General features: G+C 32.4%; 16 protein-coding genes. 4 read left to right on the forward strand and 12 right to left on the reverse strand.

Annotated features, from left to right (window positions below):
• Positions 1-4: 4 nt before the first annotated feature.
• The 4 genes from ACZ267_RS05215 to ACZ267_RS05230 all read right to left on the reverse strand — a co-directional run bounded on the left by ACZ267_RS05215 (position 5) and on the right by ACZ267_RS05230 (position 4,271).
• On the reverse strand, positions 5-1,312 hold the full coding sequence (locus ACZ267_RS05215; RefSeq protein ID WP_002467469.1) for a dihydrolipoamide acetyltransferase family protein: 1,308 nt from the start codon (positions 1,310-1,312) through the stop codon (positions 5-7).
• A gap of 66 nt (positions 1,313-1,378) precedes the next feature.
• Entirely contained in the window at positions 1,379-2,356 is a 978-nt protein-coding gene (locus ACZ267_RS05220; protein WP_002450689.1) for an alpha-ketoacid dehydrogenase subunit beta, read from the reverse strand.
• Between the two features lie 3 nt (positions 2,357-2,359).
• Entirely contained in the window at positions 2,360-3,472 is a 1,113-nt protein-coding gene (gene pdhA / locus ACZ267_RS05225; RefSeq protein WP_015365191.1) for a pyruvate dehydrogenase (acetyl-transferring) E1 component subunit alpha, read from the reverse strand.
• A 172-nt stretch (positions 3,473-3,644) separates the two neighbouring features.
• Positions 3,645-4,271 carry a YkyA family protein gene (locus ACZ267_RS05230; protein ID WP_002467474.1) on the reverse strand — a complete coding sequence of 209 codons (627 nt, stop codon included), beginning with the start codon at positions 4,269-4,271 and terminating at the stop codon, positions 3,645-3,647.
• A 310-nt stretch (positions 4,272-4,581) separates the two neighbouring features.
• Here ACZ267_RS05230 and def point away from each other — a divergent pair, with 310 nt between their 5' ends.
• The 3 genes from def to rnjA all read left to right on the forward strand — a co-directional run bounded on the left by def (position 4,582) and on the right by rnjA (position 7,535).
• On the forward strand, positions 4,582-5,133 hold the full coding sequence (gene def / locus ACZ267_RS05235; protein ID WP_015365193.1) for a peptide deformylase: 552 nt from the start codon (positions 4,582-4,584) through the stop codon (positions 5,131-5,133).
• Between the two features lie 498 nt (positions 5,134-5,631).
• Positions 5,632-5,850: a DNA-dependent RNA polymerase subunit epsilon gene (locus tag ACZ267_RS05240; protein ID WP_002450694.1), complete on the forward strand. Its 219-nt coding sequence runs from the start codon at positions 5,632-5,634 to the stop codon at positions 5,848-5,850.
• Positions 5,850-7,535, forward strand: coding sequence for a ribonuclease J1 (gene rnjA, locus ACZ267_RS05245; RefSeq protein ID WP_015365194.1), 1,686 nt, complete (start codon positions 5,850-5,852; stop codon positions 7,533-7,535). Before ACZ267_RS05240 ends, rnjA begins: the two co-directional genes overlap by 1 nt.
• 100 nt (positions 7,536-7,635) lie before the next feature.
• Here rnjA and ACZ267_RS05250 read toward each other — a convergent pair whose 3' ends face one another.
• The 3 genes from ACZ267_RS05250 to ACZ267_RS05260 all read right to left on the reverse strand — a co-directional run bounded on the left by ACZ267_RS05250 (position 7,636) and on the right by ACZ267_RS05260 (position 10,780).
• Positions 7,636-8,295, reverse strand: coding sequence for a potassium channel family protein (locus ACZ267_RS05250; protein ID WP_002450696.1), 660 nt, complete (start codon positions 8,293-8,295; stop codon positions 7,636-7,638).
• Positions 8,296-8,411: 116 nt separating this feature from the next.
• On the reverse strand, positions 8,412-9,428 hold the full coding sequence (locus ACZ267_RS05255) for a cytochrome d ubiquinol oxidase subunit II (RefSeq protein ID WP_124747914.1): 1,017 nt from the start codon (positions 9,426-9,428) through the stop codon (positions 8,412-8,414).
• Positions 9,425-10,780, reverse strand: a complete 1,356-nt coding sequence (locus ACZ267_RS05260) for a cytochrome ubiquinol oxidase subunit I (RefSeq protein WP_002465593.1) — start codon at positions 10,778-10,780, stop codon at positions 9,425-9,427. Before ACZ267_RS05260 ends, ACZ267_RS05255 begins: the two co-directional genes overlap by 4 nt.
• Before the next feature lie 201 nt (positions 10,781-10,981).
• Between ACZ267_RS05260 and ACZ267_RS05265 the strand changes: the two genes are divergently transcribed.
• A complete protein-coding gene (locus ACZ267_RS05265) occupies positions 10,982-11,212 on the forward strand; it encodes a glutaredoxin family protein (RefSeq protein ID WP_002465589.1) in 231 nt (76 codons plus the stop codon).
• Between the two features lie 78 nt (positions 11,213-11,290).
• On the opposite strand, the gene ptsP is transcribed toward ACZ267_RS05265, so the two are convergent.
• The 5 genes from ptsP to auxA form a co-directional block, all read right to left on the reverse strand.
• Complete coding sequence (ptsP, locus tag ACZ267_RS05270) at positions 11,291-13,009, reverse strand: phosphoenolpyruvate--protein phosphotransferase (protein ID WP_002465592.1); 1,719 nt, start codon at positions 13,007-13,009, stop codon at positions 11,291-11,293.
• 1 nt (position 13,010) lies between these two features.
• Positions 13,011-13,277, reverse strand: coding sequence for a phosphocarrier protein HPr (locus ACZ267_RS05275; protein WP_002450701.1), 267 nt, complete (start codon positions 13,275-13,277; stop codon positions 13,011-13,013).
• Positions 13,278-13,431: 154 nt separating this feature from the next.
• Positions 13,432-13,974 carry a DUF697 domain-containing protein gene (locus ACZ267_RS05280; RefSeq protein WP_002465585.1) on the reverse strand — a complete coding sequence of 181 codons (543 nt, stop codon included), beginning with the start codon at positions 13,972-13,974 and terminating at the stop codon, positions 13,432-13,434.
• 59 nt (positions 13,975-14,033) lie between these two features.
• Positions 14,034-15,206 (reverse strand): class I SAM-dependent rRNA methyltransferase, encoded by a 1,173-nt coding sequence (locus ACZ267_RS05285; protein WP_002465587.1) that lies wholly within the window; start codon positions 15,204-15,206, stop codon positions 14,034-14,036.
• A gap of 256 nt (positions 15,207-15,462) precedes the next feature.
• Positions 15,463-16,764, reverse strand: a complete 1,302-nt coding sequence (gene auxA / locus ACZ267_RS05290; protein ID WP_015365195.1) for a lipoteichoic acid stability factor AuxA — start codon at positions 16,762-16,764, stop codon at positions 15,463-15,465.
• Between the last annotated feature and the right edge of the window lie 53 nt (positions 16,765-16,817).

The following is a 16,817-nucleotide window of genomic DNA, read 5'->3' on the forward strand; positions in this document are numbered from 1 at the left end:
CTTTTTACCCCTCCATTAATAATAATTCTGGATTATTTAATAAACGCTTGATGTGATTCATAGCATTTTGTCCAGTTGCACCATCAATTTGTCTGTGGTCAAAGCTTAATGATAATGCAAGAACTGGAGCTGCTACAATTTCTCCATCTTTAACAATCGGTTTTTGAGCGATGCGCCCAATTCCTAAGATAGCTACTTCTGGGTGATTAATAACTGGAGTGAACCATTGTCCACCAGCTGAACCGATATTACTGATTGTACATGTTGCACCTTTCATTTCGTCAGATGTTAATTTACCGTCACGTGCTTTTACAGCAAGTTCGTTAATTTCATCTGAGATTTGGAAGATTGATTTACGATCTGCATGTTTAACAACAGGTACTAATAAGCCTCTGTCTGTATCTGCAGCGATACCAATATTCCAATAGTGTTTGTGTACAATCTCTCCAGCTTCTTCATTAAATGAAGTATTAAGTGCTGGATATTTTTTAAGTGCAGAAACAAGTGCTTTCACTACATATGGTAAGAAAGTAAGTTTTGTACCTTGTTCAGCTGCGATTTCTTTGAATTTCTTACGGTGATCCCATAATTGTTGAACATCAATTTCATCCATTAATGTAACATGTGGTGCTGTGTGTTTAGAATTAACCATTGCTTTGGCAATTGCTTTACGCATAGCTGGGATTTTTTCAGTTGTTTCTGGGAAGTCGCCTTCTGGTACTGATTGTGTTGCTGATGTAGTTGTAGTCTCTTCAGAAGTACTTGCTGCACTTTCATTAGATGCTGTTTGAGTAGCGCCACCATTTAAGTGTGCATCAATATCTTCTTTTGTGATTCGACCATTTTTACCAGATCCAGCAACTGCTTTAATATTCACGCCATTATCACGTGCATATTTACGTACTGAAGGCATTGCTTTAATTGTTCTATTTTCATCAACTTCAGCATCTTGAGTGCTTGCTGCAGGTTGACTTTCTTGTGATGAAGCACTTTCTTCTTTCGCTGCTTCTTCTTTTGGTTCTTCACTTGATGAATCATCACTGTGATTACCTTTGAATTGCATTTCTTCAGCATCTGGTGCATCAATTTTAACAATAATGTCACCAACAACTGCTACTGTACCCTCATCTACTAATACTTCTTCAACTGTACCACTTACTGGTGAAGGGATTTCTACAACAGATTTGTCATTTTGGACTTCTGCTAAGACATCGTCTTCTTCAATTGTATCTCCAGCTTTTACAAACCATTTTACAATTTCACCTTCGTGGATACCTTCCCCGATGTCGGGTAATCTAAATTCAAATGCCACGGTCTTTTTCCTCCTAAGATTTTCTTAATAAAGAAATCACTTTTTAATTTAAACTTTATTTAAAGATTAAAACTCTAAAGTTGCTTTTGCTTTTTCTACGATATCATTTTTGTTTGGTAACCAAACATTTTCAGCTTGAGTAAATGGATATACTGTATCTGCTGCTGCTACACGTGCAATAGGTGCTTCTAATGAAAGAATTGTACGTTCAGCTAATTCAGCTGCAACTTGTGCACCAACACCTGCTTGACGTTGAGCTTCTTGAACTACTACAGCTCTGTTCGTTTTTTCAACTGAAGCCACTAATGTATCGATATCAATTGGTTGAACTGTACGTAAATCGATTACTTCAACTGAATAACCTTCTTTTTCTAATTCTTCAGCTGCTTTTAATGATTCTTGTACCATTGCACCGTATGCGATTAAAGTAATGTCATTACCTTCTTTTTTCACATTAGCTTTTCCAATATCAATTGTGTATTCTTCTTCAGGAACTTCTTCTCTGAAAGAACGATATAATTTCATATGCTCTAAATATACAACTGGGTCATTACTTCTAATTGAAGAAATTAATAATCCTTTAGCATCATATGGGCCTGAAGGAATAACTACTTTCAAACCAGGAGATTGAGCTAAAATACCTTCTAAATTATCTGCGTGTAATTCTGGTGTATGCACACCGCCACCAAATGGACTACGAATAGTTACAGGTGCAGTTTTAGAACCACCTGAACGGAAACGAGTACGTGCAATTTGTCCAGCTACTGAGTCAAATACTTCAAATACGAATCCTAAGAATTGGATTTCCATTACAGGGCGGAAACCTTCAACAGCTAAACCTAAAGCTAAGCCACCAATTCCTGATTCTGCAAGTGGTGTATCGAATACACGATCTTCACCAAATTCTTTTTGTAAACCTTCAGTAACACGGAATACACCGCCGTTAACACCAACGTCTTCACCGAAAACTAAAACGTCTTCGTCATTTTTAAGTTCAGTTTTAAGCGCATCATTAATCGCTTGAACCATTGTCATTTGTGCCATGGCTTACTTCGACTCCTTCTCTTTGTAAATTTCATATTGTTCTGCTAAATTTTGAGGCATTTCTTCATACATAATTTCCATTAGAGAAGTAACAGTTTGTTTTTCTGTTTTGTCGGCCTCTTTAATAGCTGCTTTGATGTCTGATTTAGCACGTTCAATAACTTCATTTTCTTTGTCTTCATTCCAAAGACCTTTATTTTCTAAGAATTTTCTGAAACGAACTAATGGATCTTTTTTCTCCCATTCTGCGTCTTCATCTGAAGTTCTGTAACGTGTAGGGTCGTCACCAGCCATAGTATGTGGTCCGTAACGATATGTCATTGTTTCGATTAGTGTTGGGCCTTCACCTGCAACTGCACGTTCACGAGCCTCTTTAGTAGCTTGATATACTGCTAATGCATCCATACCATCAACTTGGATACCAGGGATACCAACAGCAATCGCTTTTTGAGCTAATGAAGTTGCTGCAGTTTGTTTACTACGTGGTGTTGAAATCGCGTAGTTGTTATTTTGAATAACAAAAATTGCTGGTGCTTTATATGCTGAAGCAAAGTTAATACCTTCATAGAAGTCACCTTGAGATGAACCGCCATCACCAGTATAAGTAATCGCTACTGCATTTTTGCCTCGTTTTTTAAGACCAAACGCAACACCTGCTGTTTGTACATACTGTGCACCGATAATGATTTGTGGACTCAGTGCATTCACACCTTCAGGGAATTGGTTACCTTTAAAGTGTCCTCTTGAGAATAAGAAAGCTTCCGTTAATGGTAAACCATGCCAAATAATTTGTGGCACATCACGGTAACCAGGAAGAATAAAATCTTCTTTTTCTAACGCGTATTGAGATGCTAACTGTGATGCTTCTTGTCCAGCTGTTGGTGCATAGAAACCTAAACGACCTTGTCTATTTAAAGAAATAGAGCGTTGATCTAGAATACGTGTCCATACCATTCTTTCCATTAATTCTACTAATTCTTCATCTGTTAAATCAGGTACTAAGTCTTCATTTACAACGTTGCCATCTACGTCTAAAATTTGAACCATTTCAAATTTCGACTGTGTGTCATTTAGTACTTTTACTGCATCGAATTGGGCTTGTAACTTAGGAGCCATTCAATTCACCATACCTTTCCCATATATAAATAGAAATTCATTTTATCCATAACAATTGTATCACAAAAAAATAAGCCTGTTAAACGATTTCATAAAGTTCTGTTTCATAGAAAAAAGATACAGATGTCAGAACTGTACTACTACATTCTTCCTATCTGTATCAGTCAAGAAATTATTTTAATTGGTCTACATCTTGTTTTTCTTTATTTACCTTGTTCATCGCTTTTGAATACGCTTTAAATTTCTTGTTCATATCTTTATATGTTTTACCTAACTCTTTCGATTTTTCATCAACTTCGTCTTGTGTTGCACCATCTTTATTGATAAAACTAAACAGTGATTTTTCTTTTTCAAGCGCTTTTTTGTAAGCCTTTGCATAATCACTATGTGATTTATATTTATCCTTAATAGCTTTATCTAACTCTTCAACTTCTTTTTTCTTATCTTTATTATCTATATTGTCTATATGTGATTCTGCCTTTTTAAATTCTTTTTCAGAATCGGCTAATGCCTTTTCTTCTTTCTTGAATTCTTTTTCACGTTTTTCTACATTTTCAACGATGTCATTAGCTGCTTTTTCTCTTGTTTGTTGATCTTTCTCGTTAGCTTTTTTAAATAACTTTTGTTTTTCTTCTTCTAATTTATTAATTTTTTTACTTACATTTGCAACTGGTTTCTCTTTATCAAAAGCATTTTGAACTTGTTCATCATATGCTTTTATTTCTTTTTTATCTGTTGTACATCCGGCTAGTAATACTGCTGATGTTGCAACAACTGCTATTGTTTTGTTTAATTTCATTTCTGTATCCTCCTCAAAGTTGTACGATTGTTATCATAAATAAATCTCTCTCATAAATCAAAGAAATCGGCTAAGTATCTTACGTCTATTTTAATCCCTAACGATATACATTAATAACGGTTATACTGCAGAGATATATCACGTTTGCGTATCTTCACATTTAATTTTAAAGGTACTTTCGTAACACATCATAATTCATGTGTATTATTATTTTAACTTTTATTTTCATTTTCTACTAATAATATAATTTACTTCAATGTACTTCTACCTATTATATTTGGTATATTTGTAATTAAGGAAGGTGTCAGACATGATAACAATGAAAGATATAATTAGAGATGGTCATCCAACACTTCGTGAAAAAGCTCAAGAATTAAGTTTCCCATTATCAAATGAAGATAAAGAAACATTAAAAGCTATGCGCGAGTTTTTAATCAATAGTCAGGATGATGACATCGCCAAAAAATATGGTTTACGCTCAGGTGTGGGTTTAGCTGCACCACAAATTAATGTATCCAAAAGAATGATTGCCGTGTATTTACCAGATGATGGAAATGGGAAATCATATGATTACATGCTAGTTAATCCAAAAGTGATGAGTTATAGTGTTCAAGAAGCCTATTTGCCAACTGGTGAAGGTTGTCTAAGTGTAGATGAAAATATTCCTGGTTTAGTTCATCGTCATAATAGAGTCACTATTAAAGCTCAAGATATCGATGGTAATGACGTAAAATTACGTTTAAAAGGCTATCCAGCTATCATTTTCCAACACGAAATTGATCATTTGAATGGCATTATGTTCTATGATCATATTGATGATTCTAATCCTTTAGCACCTCATCCAGATGCAGTTGAAGCATGATTTGATTTAACCTCGAAAGTAACATGACTTTCGAGGTTTTTTATTTAATAGATTTCAATCAAATAAAACAATAGCGTTTAAATAAATAAGTTTGAAGTTGTGACTAAATTGATATATGGTTTTTCCCAAAGCTAAATAGAGATTGAAGGTTCTTACTATATTACGTGCCCTGTTCGTTCACTTAATGATAAAACTGCTTTATTTCTTTTGATACATCATGTAAAATATACATTAACTGAAATCTTAGTGAATTAATCCTATTTTTCAAAAATTGAACGACATGATTTCCCTGGAAAACATACTCGGCAGTGAAATTAAATAATTATAGTTGTATATTTATTTAGATTAGCTGGTATGTCTGTTATTAAATTTAAATACACATACTTTTATTGAAGAACAATATCTATGATAAAACCTGATTTCTATCTTTAATAACCCGAGCTATCAACCACGGGACTTGAATAAATATTAAAAACATCCTTAGGAGGAATTATATCAATGGCAGTATTTAAAGTATTCTATCAACATAATAAAGATGAAGTTATCGTGCGTGAAAACACGCAAACGATTTATGTTGAAGCACAAACTGAAGAACAAGTAAGACGTTATTTAAAAGACCGTAATTTTAATATCGAATTTATCACTAAATTAGAGGGCGCACATTTAGATTACGAAAAAGAACATTCAGATCATTTTAATGTGGAGAATGCTGAATAATGAAGCAATTACATCAAAATGAAGTAGGTGTATATGCACTTGGTGGTTTAGGTGAAGTAGGTAAAAATACTTATGCTATCGAGTACAAAAATGAAATCGTGATTATAGATGCGGGTATTAAATTCCCTGATGATAATCTACTTGGAATTGATTATGTGATTCCTGATTACACTTACTTAGAACAGAACCAAGATAAAATCGTTGGTCTGTTCATCACTCATGGACACGAAGATCATATAGGTGGTGTGCCCTTCCTATTAAAGCAAATTAATGTACCTATTTACGGTGGTCCATTAGCTTTAGGTTTGATTAGAAACAAATTAGAAGAACATAATTTATTACGTACGGCTCAATTAAATGAAATCAATGAAGATAGTGTGATTAAATCCAAACATTTTGAAATATCGTTCTATCTTACAACACACAGTATTCCTGAAGCATATGGTGTTATTGTTGATACACCTGAAGGTAAAATTGTTCATACTGGTGACTTTAAATTTGATTTCACACCTGTTGGCGAGCCAGCAAACATTGCAAAAATGGCTAAATTAGGTGAAGAAGGCGTACTTTGTCTACTTTCTGATTCTACGAATGCATTAGTTCCTGACTTTACTCTTAGTGAACGTGAAGTAGGACAAAATGTCGATAAAATTTTCCGTAATTGTAAAGGTCGTATCATTTTCGCGACATTTGCTTCGAACATCTATCGTGTTCAACAAGCAGTCGAAGCAGCAGTTAAGCATAATAGAAAAATTGTTACATTCGGTCGTTCAATGGAAAACAATATTAAAATAGGTATGGAGCTAGGATACATTAAAGCTCCACCAGAAACATTTGTAGAACCAGGAAAAATCAATAATATTCCTAAACATGAATTACTTATTTTATGTACTGGCTCACAAGGTGAGCCTATGGCAGCATTATCTCGTATCGCTAACGGTACACATAAACAAATCAAGATTATCCCAGAAGATACTGTTGTATTTAGTTCATCACCTATTCCAGGTAATACTAAAAGTATAAACCGTACAATTAACGCTTTATATAAAGCTGGTGCAGATGTTATTCATAGTAAAATTTCTAACATCCATACTTCTGGACATGGATCTCAAGGCGACCAACAATTGATGTTACGTTTAATCCAACCTAAGTACTTCTTACCTATTCATGGTGAGTATCGTATGCTCAAAGCACATGGTGAAACTGGTGTTGATTGCGGTGTTGACGAAGATAACGTCTTTATCTTCGATATCGGTGATGTACTTGCTTTAACTCATGATTCAGCACGTAAAGCAGGTAGAATTCCATCAGGTAATGTGCTTGTTGATGGTAGTGGTATTGGTGATATTGGTAATGTGGTAATCAGAGATCGTAAATTATTATCTGAAGAAGGTTTAGTAATTGTGGTTGTTAGTATAGACTTTAATACAAACACATTACTTTCAGGTCCTGATATCATTTCACGAGGCTTTGTGTATATGCGTGAATCTGGACAACTTATTTATGATGCGCAACGTCGTATTAAAACTGATGTTATTTCTAAATTAAACCAAAATAAAGACATACAATGGCATCAAATTAAATCATCAATCATCGAGACTTTACAACCGTACTTGTTCGAAAAGACAGCTCGTAGACCAATGATTTTACCTGTCATTATGAAAGTTAATGAAGATAAAAAATAATAATATTATAATTTCCCATAAGCTACTATCATCTTTATGATAATGCTTATGGGATTTCTTAAAAAAATGGTTTAGCCAAGATAATTGACTAAACCATTTTTTATTTAGCTATGTTTTTTTCAAATCGACCTAAATCATTATCATGACCAATCATGATTAAGATATCACCAATTTCAATATTTAAATTTGGGTCTGGTGACACAATAAACTGCTTTCCTCTTTTAATTGCAATAATATTAATTCCATATTGTGCACGAATATCTAAATCGATAATTGTTTGGCCAGTCATTTTTTCAGTAGCTTTTAATTCAACGATAGAGTGTTCATCTGCTAATTCTAAATAATCAAGTACACTCGCACTAGCTACATTATGTGCTATACGACGGCCCATATCACGTTCAGGATGGACAACAGTGTCCGCACCAATCTTATTTAATATTTTAGCATGATAATCATTTTGTGCTTTGGCAGTTACCTTTTTAACACCTAATTCTTTTAAAATAAGTGTTGTTAACGTACTAGATTGAATATTTTCACCGATAGCAACTATAACATGGTCAAAGTTTCTAATTCCTAAACTTTTCATTACTGCTTCATCAGTAGTATCTGCTACTACCGCATGAGTTGCAATATCACTATATTCATTAACTCTATTCTCATCACTATCAATGGCCATAACATCCATATCTAAGGCGTTAAGTTCTCTAACAATACTGCCACCAAAGCGTCCTAAACCAATTACTACGTATTCCTTTTCCATATAGTCCTCCGCTTATTACACATTTACATAACAACGATTAAATCAACTTTCTTTTAAATGATACTAAATAAAGCTAATACAAAATCGAAATTATGATTTGTTCTACTTTAAGTTGATTATTTTTTTCCTTCAACATAATCTTTATCGAAAACAAATAGTCTCAATAATAATAGTAACGATGGAACTAATAAAAGTAAACCTAAAATAAATGCGATGACCAATGCTAGACCCATTTCATCATTCACATGGGAACTTGATATTTTTACGAATGGATGTAATAAATATGGTAATTTGCTCATACCATATCCAAAGAATGCGAATAACATTTGCAAAATTACCATTATAAATGCTAAACCATGATTTCTTTTGAAAATAGTTAGTGCACCTGCAACTAGGAAAAACATAAAACTTATCACAAACATCCACCAATAGTTAAAAACAGCATTATTAAAATGATCCGAGTTTTGTACTCTTAAAGATAAAAAGACAAACAATGAAATAATAATCATTGGTGGTCCCCAAAATATATGCCAACGTCTCATTAAATGATATGCCGGTTCATCCTTTGCTTTATTAGCATAGAATGTAAGAAATCCAGAAGATATATAAAGGACTGAAATAATCGCCAAGAATACAACTGACCAAGCAAATGGACTTAGTAATAGTTGAACCCAGTCTAAATCAACATGGTTCCCCACCTCTTTGATATAGCCACCTTCTGAAATTGTTAACGCAGTTGCTAATGCAGCTGGAATGAGTAAACCTGTTAATCCATATAGAAAAATCCATGGCAATTTTGTATCTTGTCCATAATTTTCAAAAGCATAGAAACTGTTTCTAATTGAGATTAGAATCGTACCAATTGATCCTGGTACAAGTAAAACCGTGCCTAAATACTTAACAGAATCTGGGAAAAAACCAATAAATCCAACAAAGAAAAATACAAAGAACACATTTGTGACTTCCCATACTGGGCTAAGATATCTTTCAATAAGATGATTAATTTTCTTCTCTTCACCTGTAATCTTAGAATGCAATGCGAAGAATCCAGCACCAAAATCAATTGAGGCTACGATGATATAACAAAATAAAAATATCCATAAAACTGAAATACCTATATATGAATATATCATTTGTTATCACCTCTTTCTTTTAGAACTTGATTGACATCATTGATAGCAGGTTTATTTCTAAACATTCTGAGTAGTACATATGCAGATGTCACGATGAGTACAAGATATAATAAACCAAATAAAATCGTCACTAATGTGATGCCTCCAGCTTGAGTCGCTGCCTGAGATACTCTTAAGTATCCTCTTACAATCCAAGGTTGGCGTCCCATTTCAGTTAAGAACCAACCAAATTCGATAGCTAACATAGACGCTGGTCCAGTAAGCAATATGCTATATAAAACGACCTTATGCGTGATAAAGTGTCGTAACTTCTTAATTAATAAAATCAACATAAATATCCCTGAAATCACAAAACAGAATACGCCCATTGAAACCATTAAGTCAAAGAAATAATGAACAATTAAAGGAGGCAATTCATTTTTAGGAAAATCGTTAAGTCCTTTAACTGTCGTCTTAAAATTATTATCAGCTAAGAAACTTAACATTCCTGGGATTTCTATTGCACCTGATACTTCATTTGTCTTTTCATTTAAAACACCAAAAAATACTAAATTGGCTTGGGATTGTGTGTCAAAATGCCATTCATATGCAGCTAATTTTTCTGGTTGTACTTTATGTAAAAATTTGGCAGACATATCTCCTGCTAACATCGATAACAATGTTGAAATAAAACCAACAATCATCGTCATTTTTAAGGCTTTCAAATGATATATTTTATCTTCTGAATACGACTGTTTTAACAATTTAAATGCAGCAATTGCCGCAAGAATAAATGCCATTGTCATTCCAGCGGTTGCAACGACATGGAAAGATCTTACGATGAATGATGAATTAAACATCGCTTCTAATGGTTGAACATTAACCATACGTCCATTTTTCATTTCAAAACCAGCTGGCGTATTCATAAACGAGTTAACTGATGTAATGAAAAATGCTGAGAATGATCCACCTATAATTACAGGTAATCCTATAACAAAATGAATCCATTTATTCTTAAATCTTTCCCAAGTATAAAGATAAATACTAAGAAATATAGCTTCAAAAAAGAATGCAAATGTTTCCATAAATAGAGGTAATGCAATCACATGTCCACCCATTTTCATAAATGTCGGCCATACAAGCGATAATTGCAAACCAATAATAGTACCTGTCACTACACCAACAGCCACTGTAATGGTATATCCTTTCGACCATCGTTTCGCTAATGCAATATAATGTGCATCATTGTTACGTATGCCAAGAAATTCTGCAATAACAAACATTAATGGCATACCTACACCAATCGTCGCAAATATGATATGAACGGCTAAGGTCATACCTGTAAGCAAACGACTCATTTCAACTGAATCCATATATAATCACCTTGAATTTATATTTTTGTAATTTCACAATGCTTAAAATTATAAATCCTTATCAAGATGAACTAAATGTTTTTGCTTGAATTTTTGATATAAAATTTTTATAGAGACACATAATGTTCACACCATTGATATTTTATAAAATTAAATATAAGATAGAATAATATAAATTAGCACATAGAAAGGAAGACTGAAGTGTCACATATTACGATTTATACACAAGATGATTGTCCACCTTGTACCTTTGTAAAAAATCATCTTCAAGCAAATCATGTGGATTTTACAGAAAAGAATATAAAAAATAATCAATATCGTATAGAAATGATGGATTATGATGCATTTGCGACGCCATTTATCTTATTGAACGATGAACCTATGTATCAAGTTGATATGGATAAAATTAATCAAGCTTTTGACATTCAATAATTGATTAGAAAAAAAAAAGACTAATTAAATAAAAACCAACTAAAGCAATTTAGATTGCTCTAGTTGGTTTTTTAATTATTATTTTGAAATGTTATTAACTAATTCCATAACTTCTTCTTGTGTTGCACAATGAATAGCACGGTTCGCTAGTTCTGACATTTCATTTTTACTTAAACCATTAATTTGTCTTCTAGCTTTAAGAATAGATGTTGGACTCATTGAGAATTCATCTAGACCTAAACCTAATAGTAATGGTACTGCAGTAGCATCTCCTGCCATTTCACCACACATACCAGTCCATTTACCTTCTTTGTGAGAAGCTTCAATGACTTGTTTTACTAAGCGTAAAATTGAAGGGTTGTATGGTTGATATAAGTAAGATACACGTTCAGACATACGGTCAGCTGCTAATGTGTATTGGATTAAGTCATTTGTACCAATACTAAAGAAATCTACTTCTTTAGCAAATACATCAGCTAATGCTGCTGTCGCTGGTATTTCAACCATGATACCTAACTCAATATCTTCAGAAACTTCATAACCTTCATTTTGAAGATTTTCTTTTTCTTCTAATAACATTGCTTTAGCATCACGGAATTCCTTGATAGTTGCTACCATTGGGAACATGATATTTAATTTACCATAAACTGATGCACGTAATAACGCGCGTAATTGTGGTCTGAAAATATCAGGTTGAGCTAAGCAAAGACGAATCGCTCTGTATCCTAAGAATGGATTCATTTCGTCTGGTAAATCTAAATATGGTAATTCTTTGTCGCCACCGATATCCAATGTACGAACAACAACACGTTTACCATCCATAGTTTCTAATACTTTTTTGTATGCTTCAAATTGCTCTTCTTCAGTAGGTAATTGATCTCTACCCATGTATAAGAACTCAGTACGATATAAGCCAATACCTTGTGCACCATTTTCAATGACACCTGGTAAATCGTTTGGTGTACCAATATTAGCTGCTAACTCTGCGTGAACACCATCAACAGTTACTGTATCAGCATCACGTAATTTTTGTAATTCTTGTTTATCTTCAAAGAAACGTTCACGTTTATTTTGATAAGCGATAACTTCATCTTCTGTAGGATCGATGATAACATCACCAGTTAAACCATCAACAATAATCATATCACCTTGTTTAACTTCTTTAGTGATTGATTTAGTACCAACTACTGCTGCGATTTCTAATGAACGACTCATAATCGCAGAGTGACTTGTTCTACCGCCAATATTTGTAACAAACCCTTGAACGAATTCTTTATTTAACTGCGCAGTATCAGAAGGTGTTAAGTCATTACCAATAATAACAACACTTTCATCAATCATACTTGGGTTTGGTAATTCAACCCCAAGAATATGTGCTAACACACGTTTAGATACGTCTCTAATGTCTGCAGCACGTTCTTTCATGTATTCATTATCCATTGATTCAAATATAGTAATGAATTGAGTTGTAACCTCATTTAATGCTGTAGCTGCATTAACATGATCATTTTTAATTTTATCTTGAATTGGTTGAATTAATTCTGGATCATCTAAAACAAGTAAATGCGCATCAAAAATGGCAGCTTTATCAGCGCCTAATTGAACTTCTGCATTATTTCTTATTTTAGTTAATTCAATTTTAGATGCTTCGATAGCGTTATTGAATTTGCTAGTTTCACCTTCGACATCAGTAATTGTTTCACTGCTATCAAAAGATAAATCTGGCTCAACTATTAAGTAAGCTTTAGCAATTGCTACACCATCAGATGCAGCAATACCATTAATTAATTTAGACATATTACTTAGTTAAACCTTCTTTTGATAAGACATCACTGATAGATTCGATTGCATCTGCCTCATCGCTACCGTCAGCATAAATTGTAATTTCAGCATCTTTACCTACACCTAAACTCATAACACCCATGATTGATTTTAAGTTTACTTTTTTACCGTTATATTCTAATTGAATATCTGAATCAAATTTTGAAGCTGTTTGTACCAACATTGTAGCTGGGCGAGCGTGGATTCCTGTTTCGTCGATAATTACATATGATTTTTGTTCCATAATTTATTTCTCCTTCTATAAGTTAGAATCTTCAATATACTTACAATCTAACATAAATTTTTATACCTTAACTTTACCAAAACCAATAGTTAAATTCAATTTCTTTAAAACCGGTTTCAGTATATTTCTACAATTTTTTAACAAATTATATCCCTTAAAGTAACTCTTTGATGACTTTTTCACATTTTTCGATATGATCTTGACCTAATCTTTTCATAAAGTAATAACTAATTGATGCTGAAACTGCTTGTCCTACAAATGGGAACCATTTAGTTTGTTTAGCTGCAGTACGTTTTGCCACATCTCTAATCACTACTTTCATCAGTGCATTAGTTAATTTTTTACCAATAAACTGACTACCTTGAATAGCTGCAGCAGACATTATTCGTTCTCTAACGTCATCACTTAATGAATTGACTTGTTTATGATCTAGTCCATAAATTTTATTGACATCACTAATGATATCTCTCATTAATTTTATATCAACACCAAAGTCTAATCCAGGAATTGGTACTACACTCATTCCTGATGATAGTAAAGATTTCTTCTTAACGAGATTCTCTGCTTGTGCACGTCTTTGTTGTAACTCATTTTGAGTCACAGGTAAATTACTTTTTTCTTTGATTTCTTCAATATTTAATACTTTATTACCAACTGTATTTGTGACTCTGTTCGTCATTTTATTTCTTATGCTCATCTTATTCACACTCCCATGAATCTTATTTCAATAAGACTCTATACCCAGATTACAACTATTTAATGCTCAATATTAACAAAAATTGCTTTTAAATACTTTGAAGGTTTGTAATGTGGATGTGTTTTAAAGTCTTTAGGTAATCCCATCACCTCATTGATTTCATAATCCACTTCAGCTTCATCTAATGTTGTTTTGATAACATTTTTAAATGCCTTTAATGAAAACACGCTTGAATTTGTGCATAATAATAATGTACCTTTTGGTGATAATACTTCTAAAGCACCATTAATCAATTTGTCGTAATCTTTTTGTACTGAAAATGTTTTCTTTTTATTACGTGCAAAACTTGGTGGATCAATCACAATAGTGTCATATTGATGTCCGTGGCGTTTTGCATAATTATAATAATCAAATGTATCCATGACATAAATATATTGTGATTTTGGATCAATAGCATTAAGCCCAAAATTCTCTTCGGTTAATCCTCTAGAGCGATTAGCTAAATCTACACTAGTTGTTGATTTAGCCTTATTTGCAGATACTACTGAAAAAGCCCCTGTATAGCTAAACACATTTAAAAGATGACGCCCTTCTGAGAATTGATCACGTAATTTCTTTCTTACTTCTTTTTGATCAAGGAAAATACCTGTCATTAAGCCATCATCTAAATCCACATTATAAAAAGTGAAGTTTTCTTCGATGACGATTGGAAATGCTTGTTGTTCTCCCTCAACAAATCCACCTGTATATTCAGTATCTTTAAATCTCATTTTTTCGTAGATAGACTGATACTTAAAGACTGTTTTGATAGCTTCTAATATATGATATCTAAATTTGTAAATACCTTTTGAATACCATTGAATTAATAAATGCCCATCATAATTGTCGATCGTTAAACCACCGACACCATCACCTTCAGCATTGAACAATCTAAAAGCATTCGTACCATCTATATGATAGTAATATTCTCGTTCTTCTAAAGCTTTTTCAAATAATCGTTTAAAAAATGCAGTATTAATATCTTCAGATGGATCATAACTCAATACCCAACCTAAACCTTTGTGTTGTCTACCTACATAAGCAGTTGCTACATATTGTTCTTTCCCATCAACTAATTTGAATAAATCACCTTCTTTAAGATGATCTTGGGCATAAATATCTTCTTCATCAATTAAAGGATATTGATTGTGATATTTTGATTCTTTACCTCTATTTAAAGTTGCAATCTTCATTTATTACACTAACCTTTCTTTTATACGTTTAATTTCTTCAACCGTCACATTGCTATGTTGATTCGTAAATGCATTTTACATTATATATATTTACTAATTGAATGATTCATTTATTATTTTAACAAAGAATGCTACTTAGTCCTATTTTCTAACAAAAAAGAGTGAGCTTACAATTCGATCGATTAAAGAAGGAATTGTAACCCACCCTATAACACGTGTGATTTGTTTAGATTAATTTGTTTTTATATTCTTTTTATCATTCTTTTGGTTTATCTCTTAACTGTAATGAATAAGCAACAATCATTGCTAGTAACATAAGCAATAAAGTTGGTGTTATAAATACAGATAACAATAAACCGTGAACCATAATATTTATGAATTCAGTTAATAATTTAAAGAATAAGATACTTCCCATAAATAATTGTAAGAAGTAAAATTTACCTCTTAAGAAATAAGTAAGTGTTGTAGCAATATAAACAATGATAATGAATAAAAGTAATAATAATGTTACCCATTCAATCACATATTGCGTTTGTGATAATTCCCATTCTCCAGATAAGAACAATGCATTTCTGTTGTTAAATTCTAAGAATGTAAAGAAGAATATAACTAAACCACAGAAAATTTCAACATACATTGGTTTTATCCATTTTGGCTTTCTCATCCAATTTGGAATATCATCTTCTTGAATATCAACAATATTTTTTACTTTTTCTTTAAATTTATCCCTTTTAACTCTAATTCTTTCTAAATCAACACTTCTTCTTGTTTTACGTGCATATTCTGTTGTCTTATCTTGTAGTTGTTTTAAGTGAACTTTAGTTTGATTTGAGACATTACCTTTACTTGTTCTTGATAATTCAGGTTCTTCTTCGCCTAATTCTTGTTTAGTAAGCGGCAGAGCACGTCTTAAGAACAAGAAGTTCCAAATTGACATTTGTCCTAATAACCACATAATAATAAAGAATGTATTAACACTTAAAATATCAATAGATTCAATTTCATTAGCGTCAATACGACCATGCAATGCAATTTGAGTAATAAGATAACTGATACCATATGACACTATAATCCACATATAATGACTTTTTCGATTATCACTATTCAATTCATCTTTATATACAATGTATCCAATATGTATGATGAACGGAATAATAAATACGATACCAAAGAATCCATACACTTGCATCATAAGAACTAGAGTAATTAAGAAATACATTACCCCTATGACCAAGAAGAAAATTGAAATATCATAATCATACTTAATTGTTCTAAATAACGTATGACCTAGTAACATTACTAAGATACCAAATAATATAATGATTATGGCACTTACAATTGGGAAACCCCCGATAAATCTACTCATCACTTTAATTATTTCAGCGAAAAATGCGTTCAGGAATTCCCATATATTATACACATGTGTATTTACCTTCTTATCTCCATTTAACTGTTTAATAAGCGGTAAGTTAATTAATATAATGAGTCCTGTGAAAAGTGAAACGATACCGATGATATAACTAAATATGATCTCGGTGTGTTTCTTAAGAAAAGACATACTATTCACCTCAAAAGTTATTATATATGAAGAACTTATTCTTGTCTTTAATA

The sequence above is a fragment of the Staphylococcus sp. AC872 genome (assembly GCF_979255425.1).

Excerpts from the sequence above, each read along its gene's own strand:
- ACZ267_RS05220 (WP_002450689.1), bottom strand. The coding sequence starts at position 2,356 with ATGGCACAAATGACAATGGTTCAAGCGATTAATGATGCGCTTAAAACT.
- pdhA (WP_015365191.1), bottom strand. The coding sequence starts at position 3,472 with ATGGCTCCTAAGTTACAAGCCCAATTCGATGCAGTAAAAGTACTAAAT.
- ACZ267_RS05230 (WP_002467474.1), bottom strand. The coding sequence starts at position 4,271 with ATGAAATTAAACAAAACAATAGCAGTTGTTGCAACATCAGCAGTATTA.
- def (WP_015365193.1), top strand. The coding sequence starts at position 4,582 with ATGATAACAATGAAAGATATAATTAGAGATGGTCATCCAACACTTCGT.
- ACZ267_RS05240 (WP_002450694.1), top strand. The coding sequence starts at position 5,632 with ATGGCAGTATTTAAAGTATTCTATCAACATAATAAAGATGAAGTTATC.
- rnjA (WP_015365194.1), top strand. The coding sequence starts at position 5,850 with ATGAAGCAATTACATCAAAATGAAGTAGGTGTATATGCACTTGGTGGT.
- ACZ267_RS05250 (WP_002450696.1), bottom strand. The coding sequence starts at position 8,295 with ATGGAAAAGGAATACGTAGTAATTGGTTTAGGACGCTTTGGTGGCAGT.
- ACZ267_RS05255 (WP_124747914.1), bottom strand. The coding sequence starts at position 9,428 with ATGATATATTCATATATAGGTATTTCAGTTTTATGGATATTTTTATTT.
- ACZ267_RS05260 (WP_002465593.1), bottom strand. The coding sequence starts at position 10,780 with ATGGATTCAGTTGAAATGAGTCGTTTGCTTACAGGTATGACCTTAGCC.
- ptsP (WP_002465592.1), bottom strand. The coding sequence starts at position 13,009 with ATGTCTAAATTAATTAATGGTATTGCTGCATCTGATGGTGTAGCAATT.
- ACZ267_RS05275 (WP_002450701.1), bottom strand. The coding sequence starts at position 13,277 with ATGGAACAAAAATCATATGTAATTATCGACGAAACAGGAATCCACGCT.
- ACZ267_RS05280 (WP_002465585.1), bottom strand. The coding sequence starts at position 13,974 with ATGAGCATAAGAAATAAAATGACGAACAGAGTCACAAATACAGTTGGT.
- ACZ267_RS05285 (WP_002465587.1), bottom strand. The coding sequence starts at position 15,206 with ATGAAGATTGCAACTTTAAATAGAGGTAAAGAATCAAAATATCACAAT.
- auxA (WP_015365195.1), bottom strand. The coding sequence starts at position 16,764 with ATGTCTTTTCTTAAGAAACACACCGAGATCATATTTAGTTATATCATC.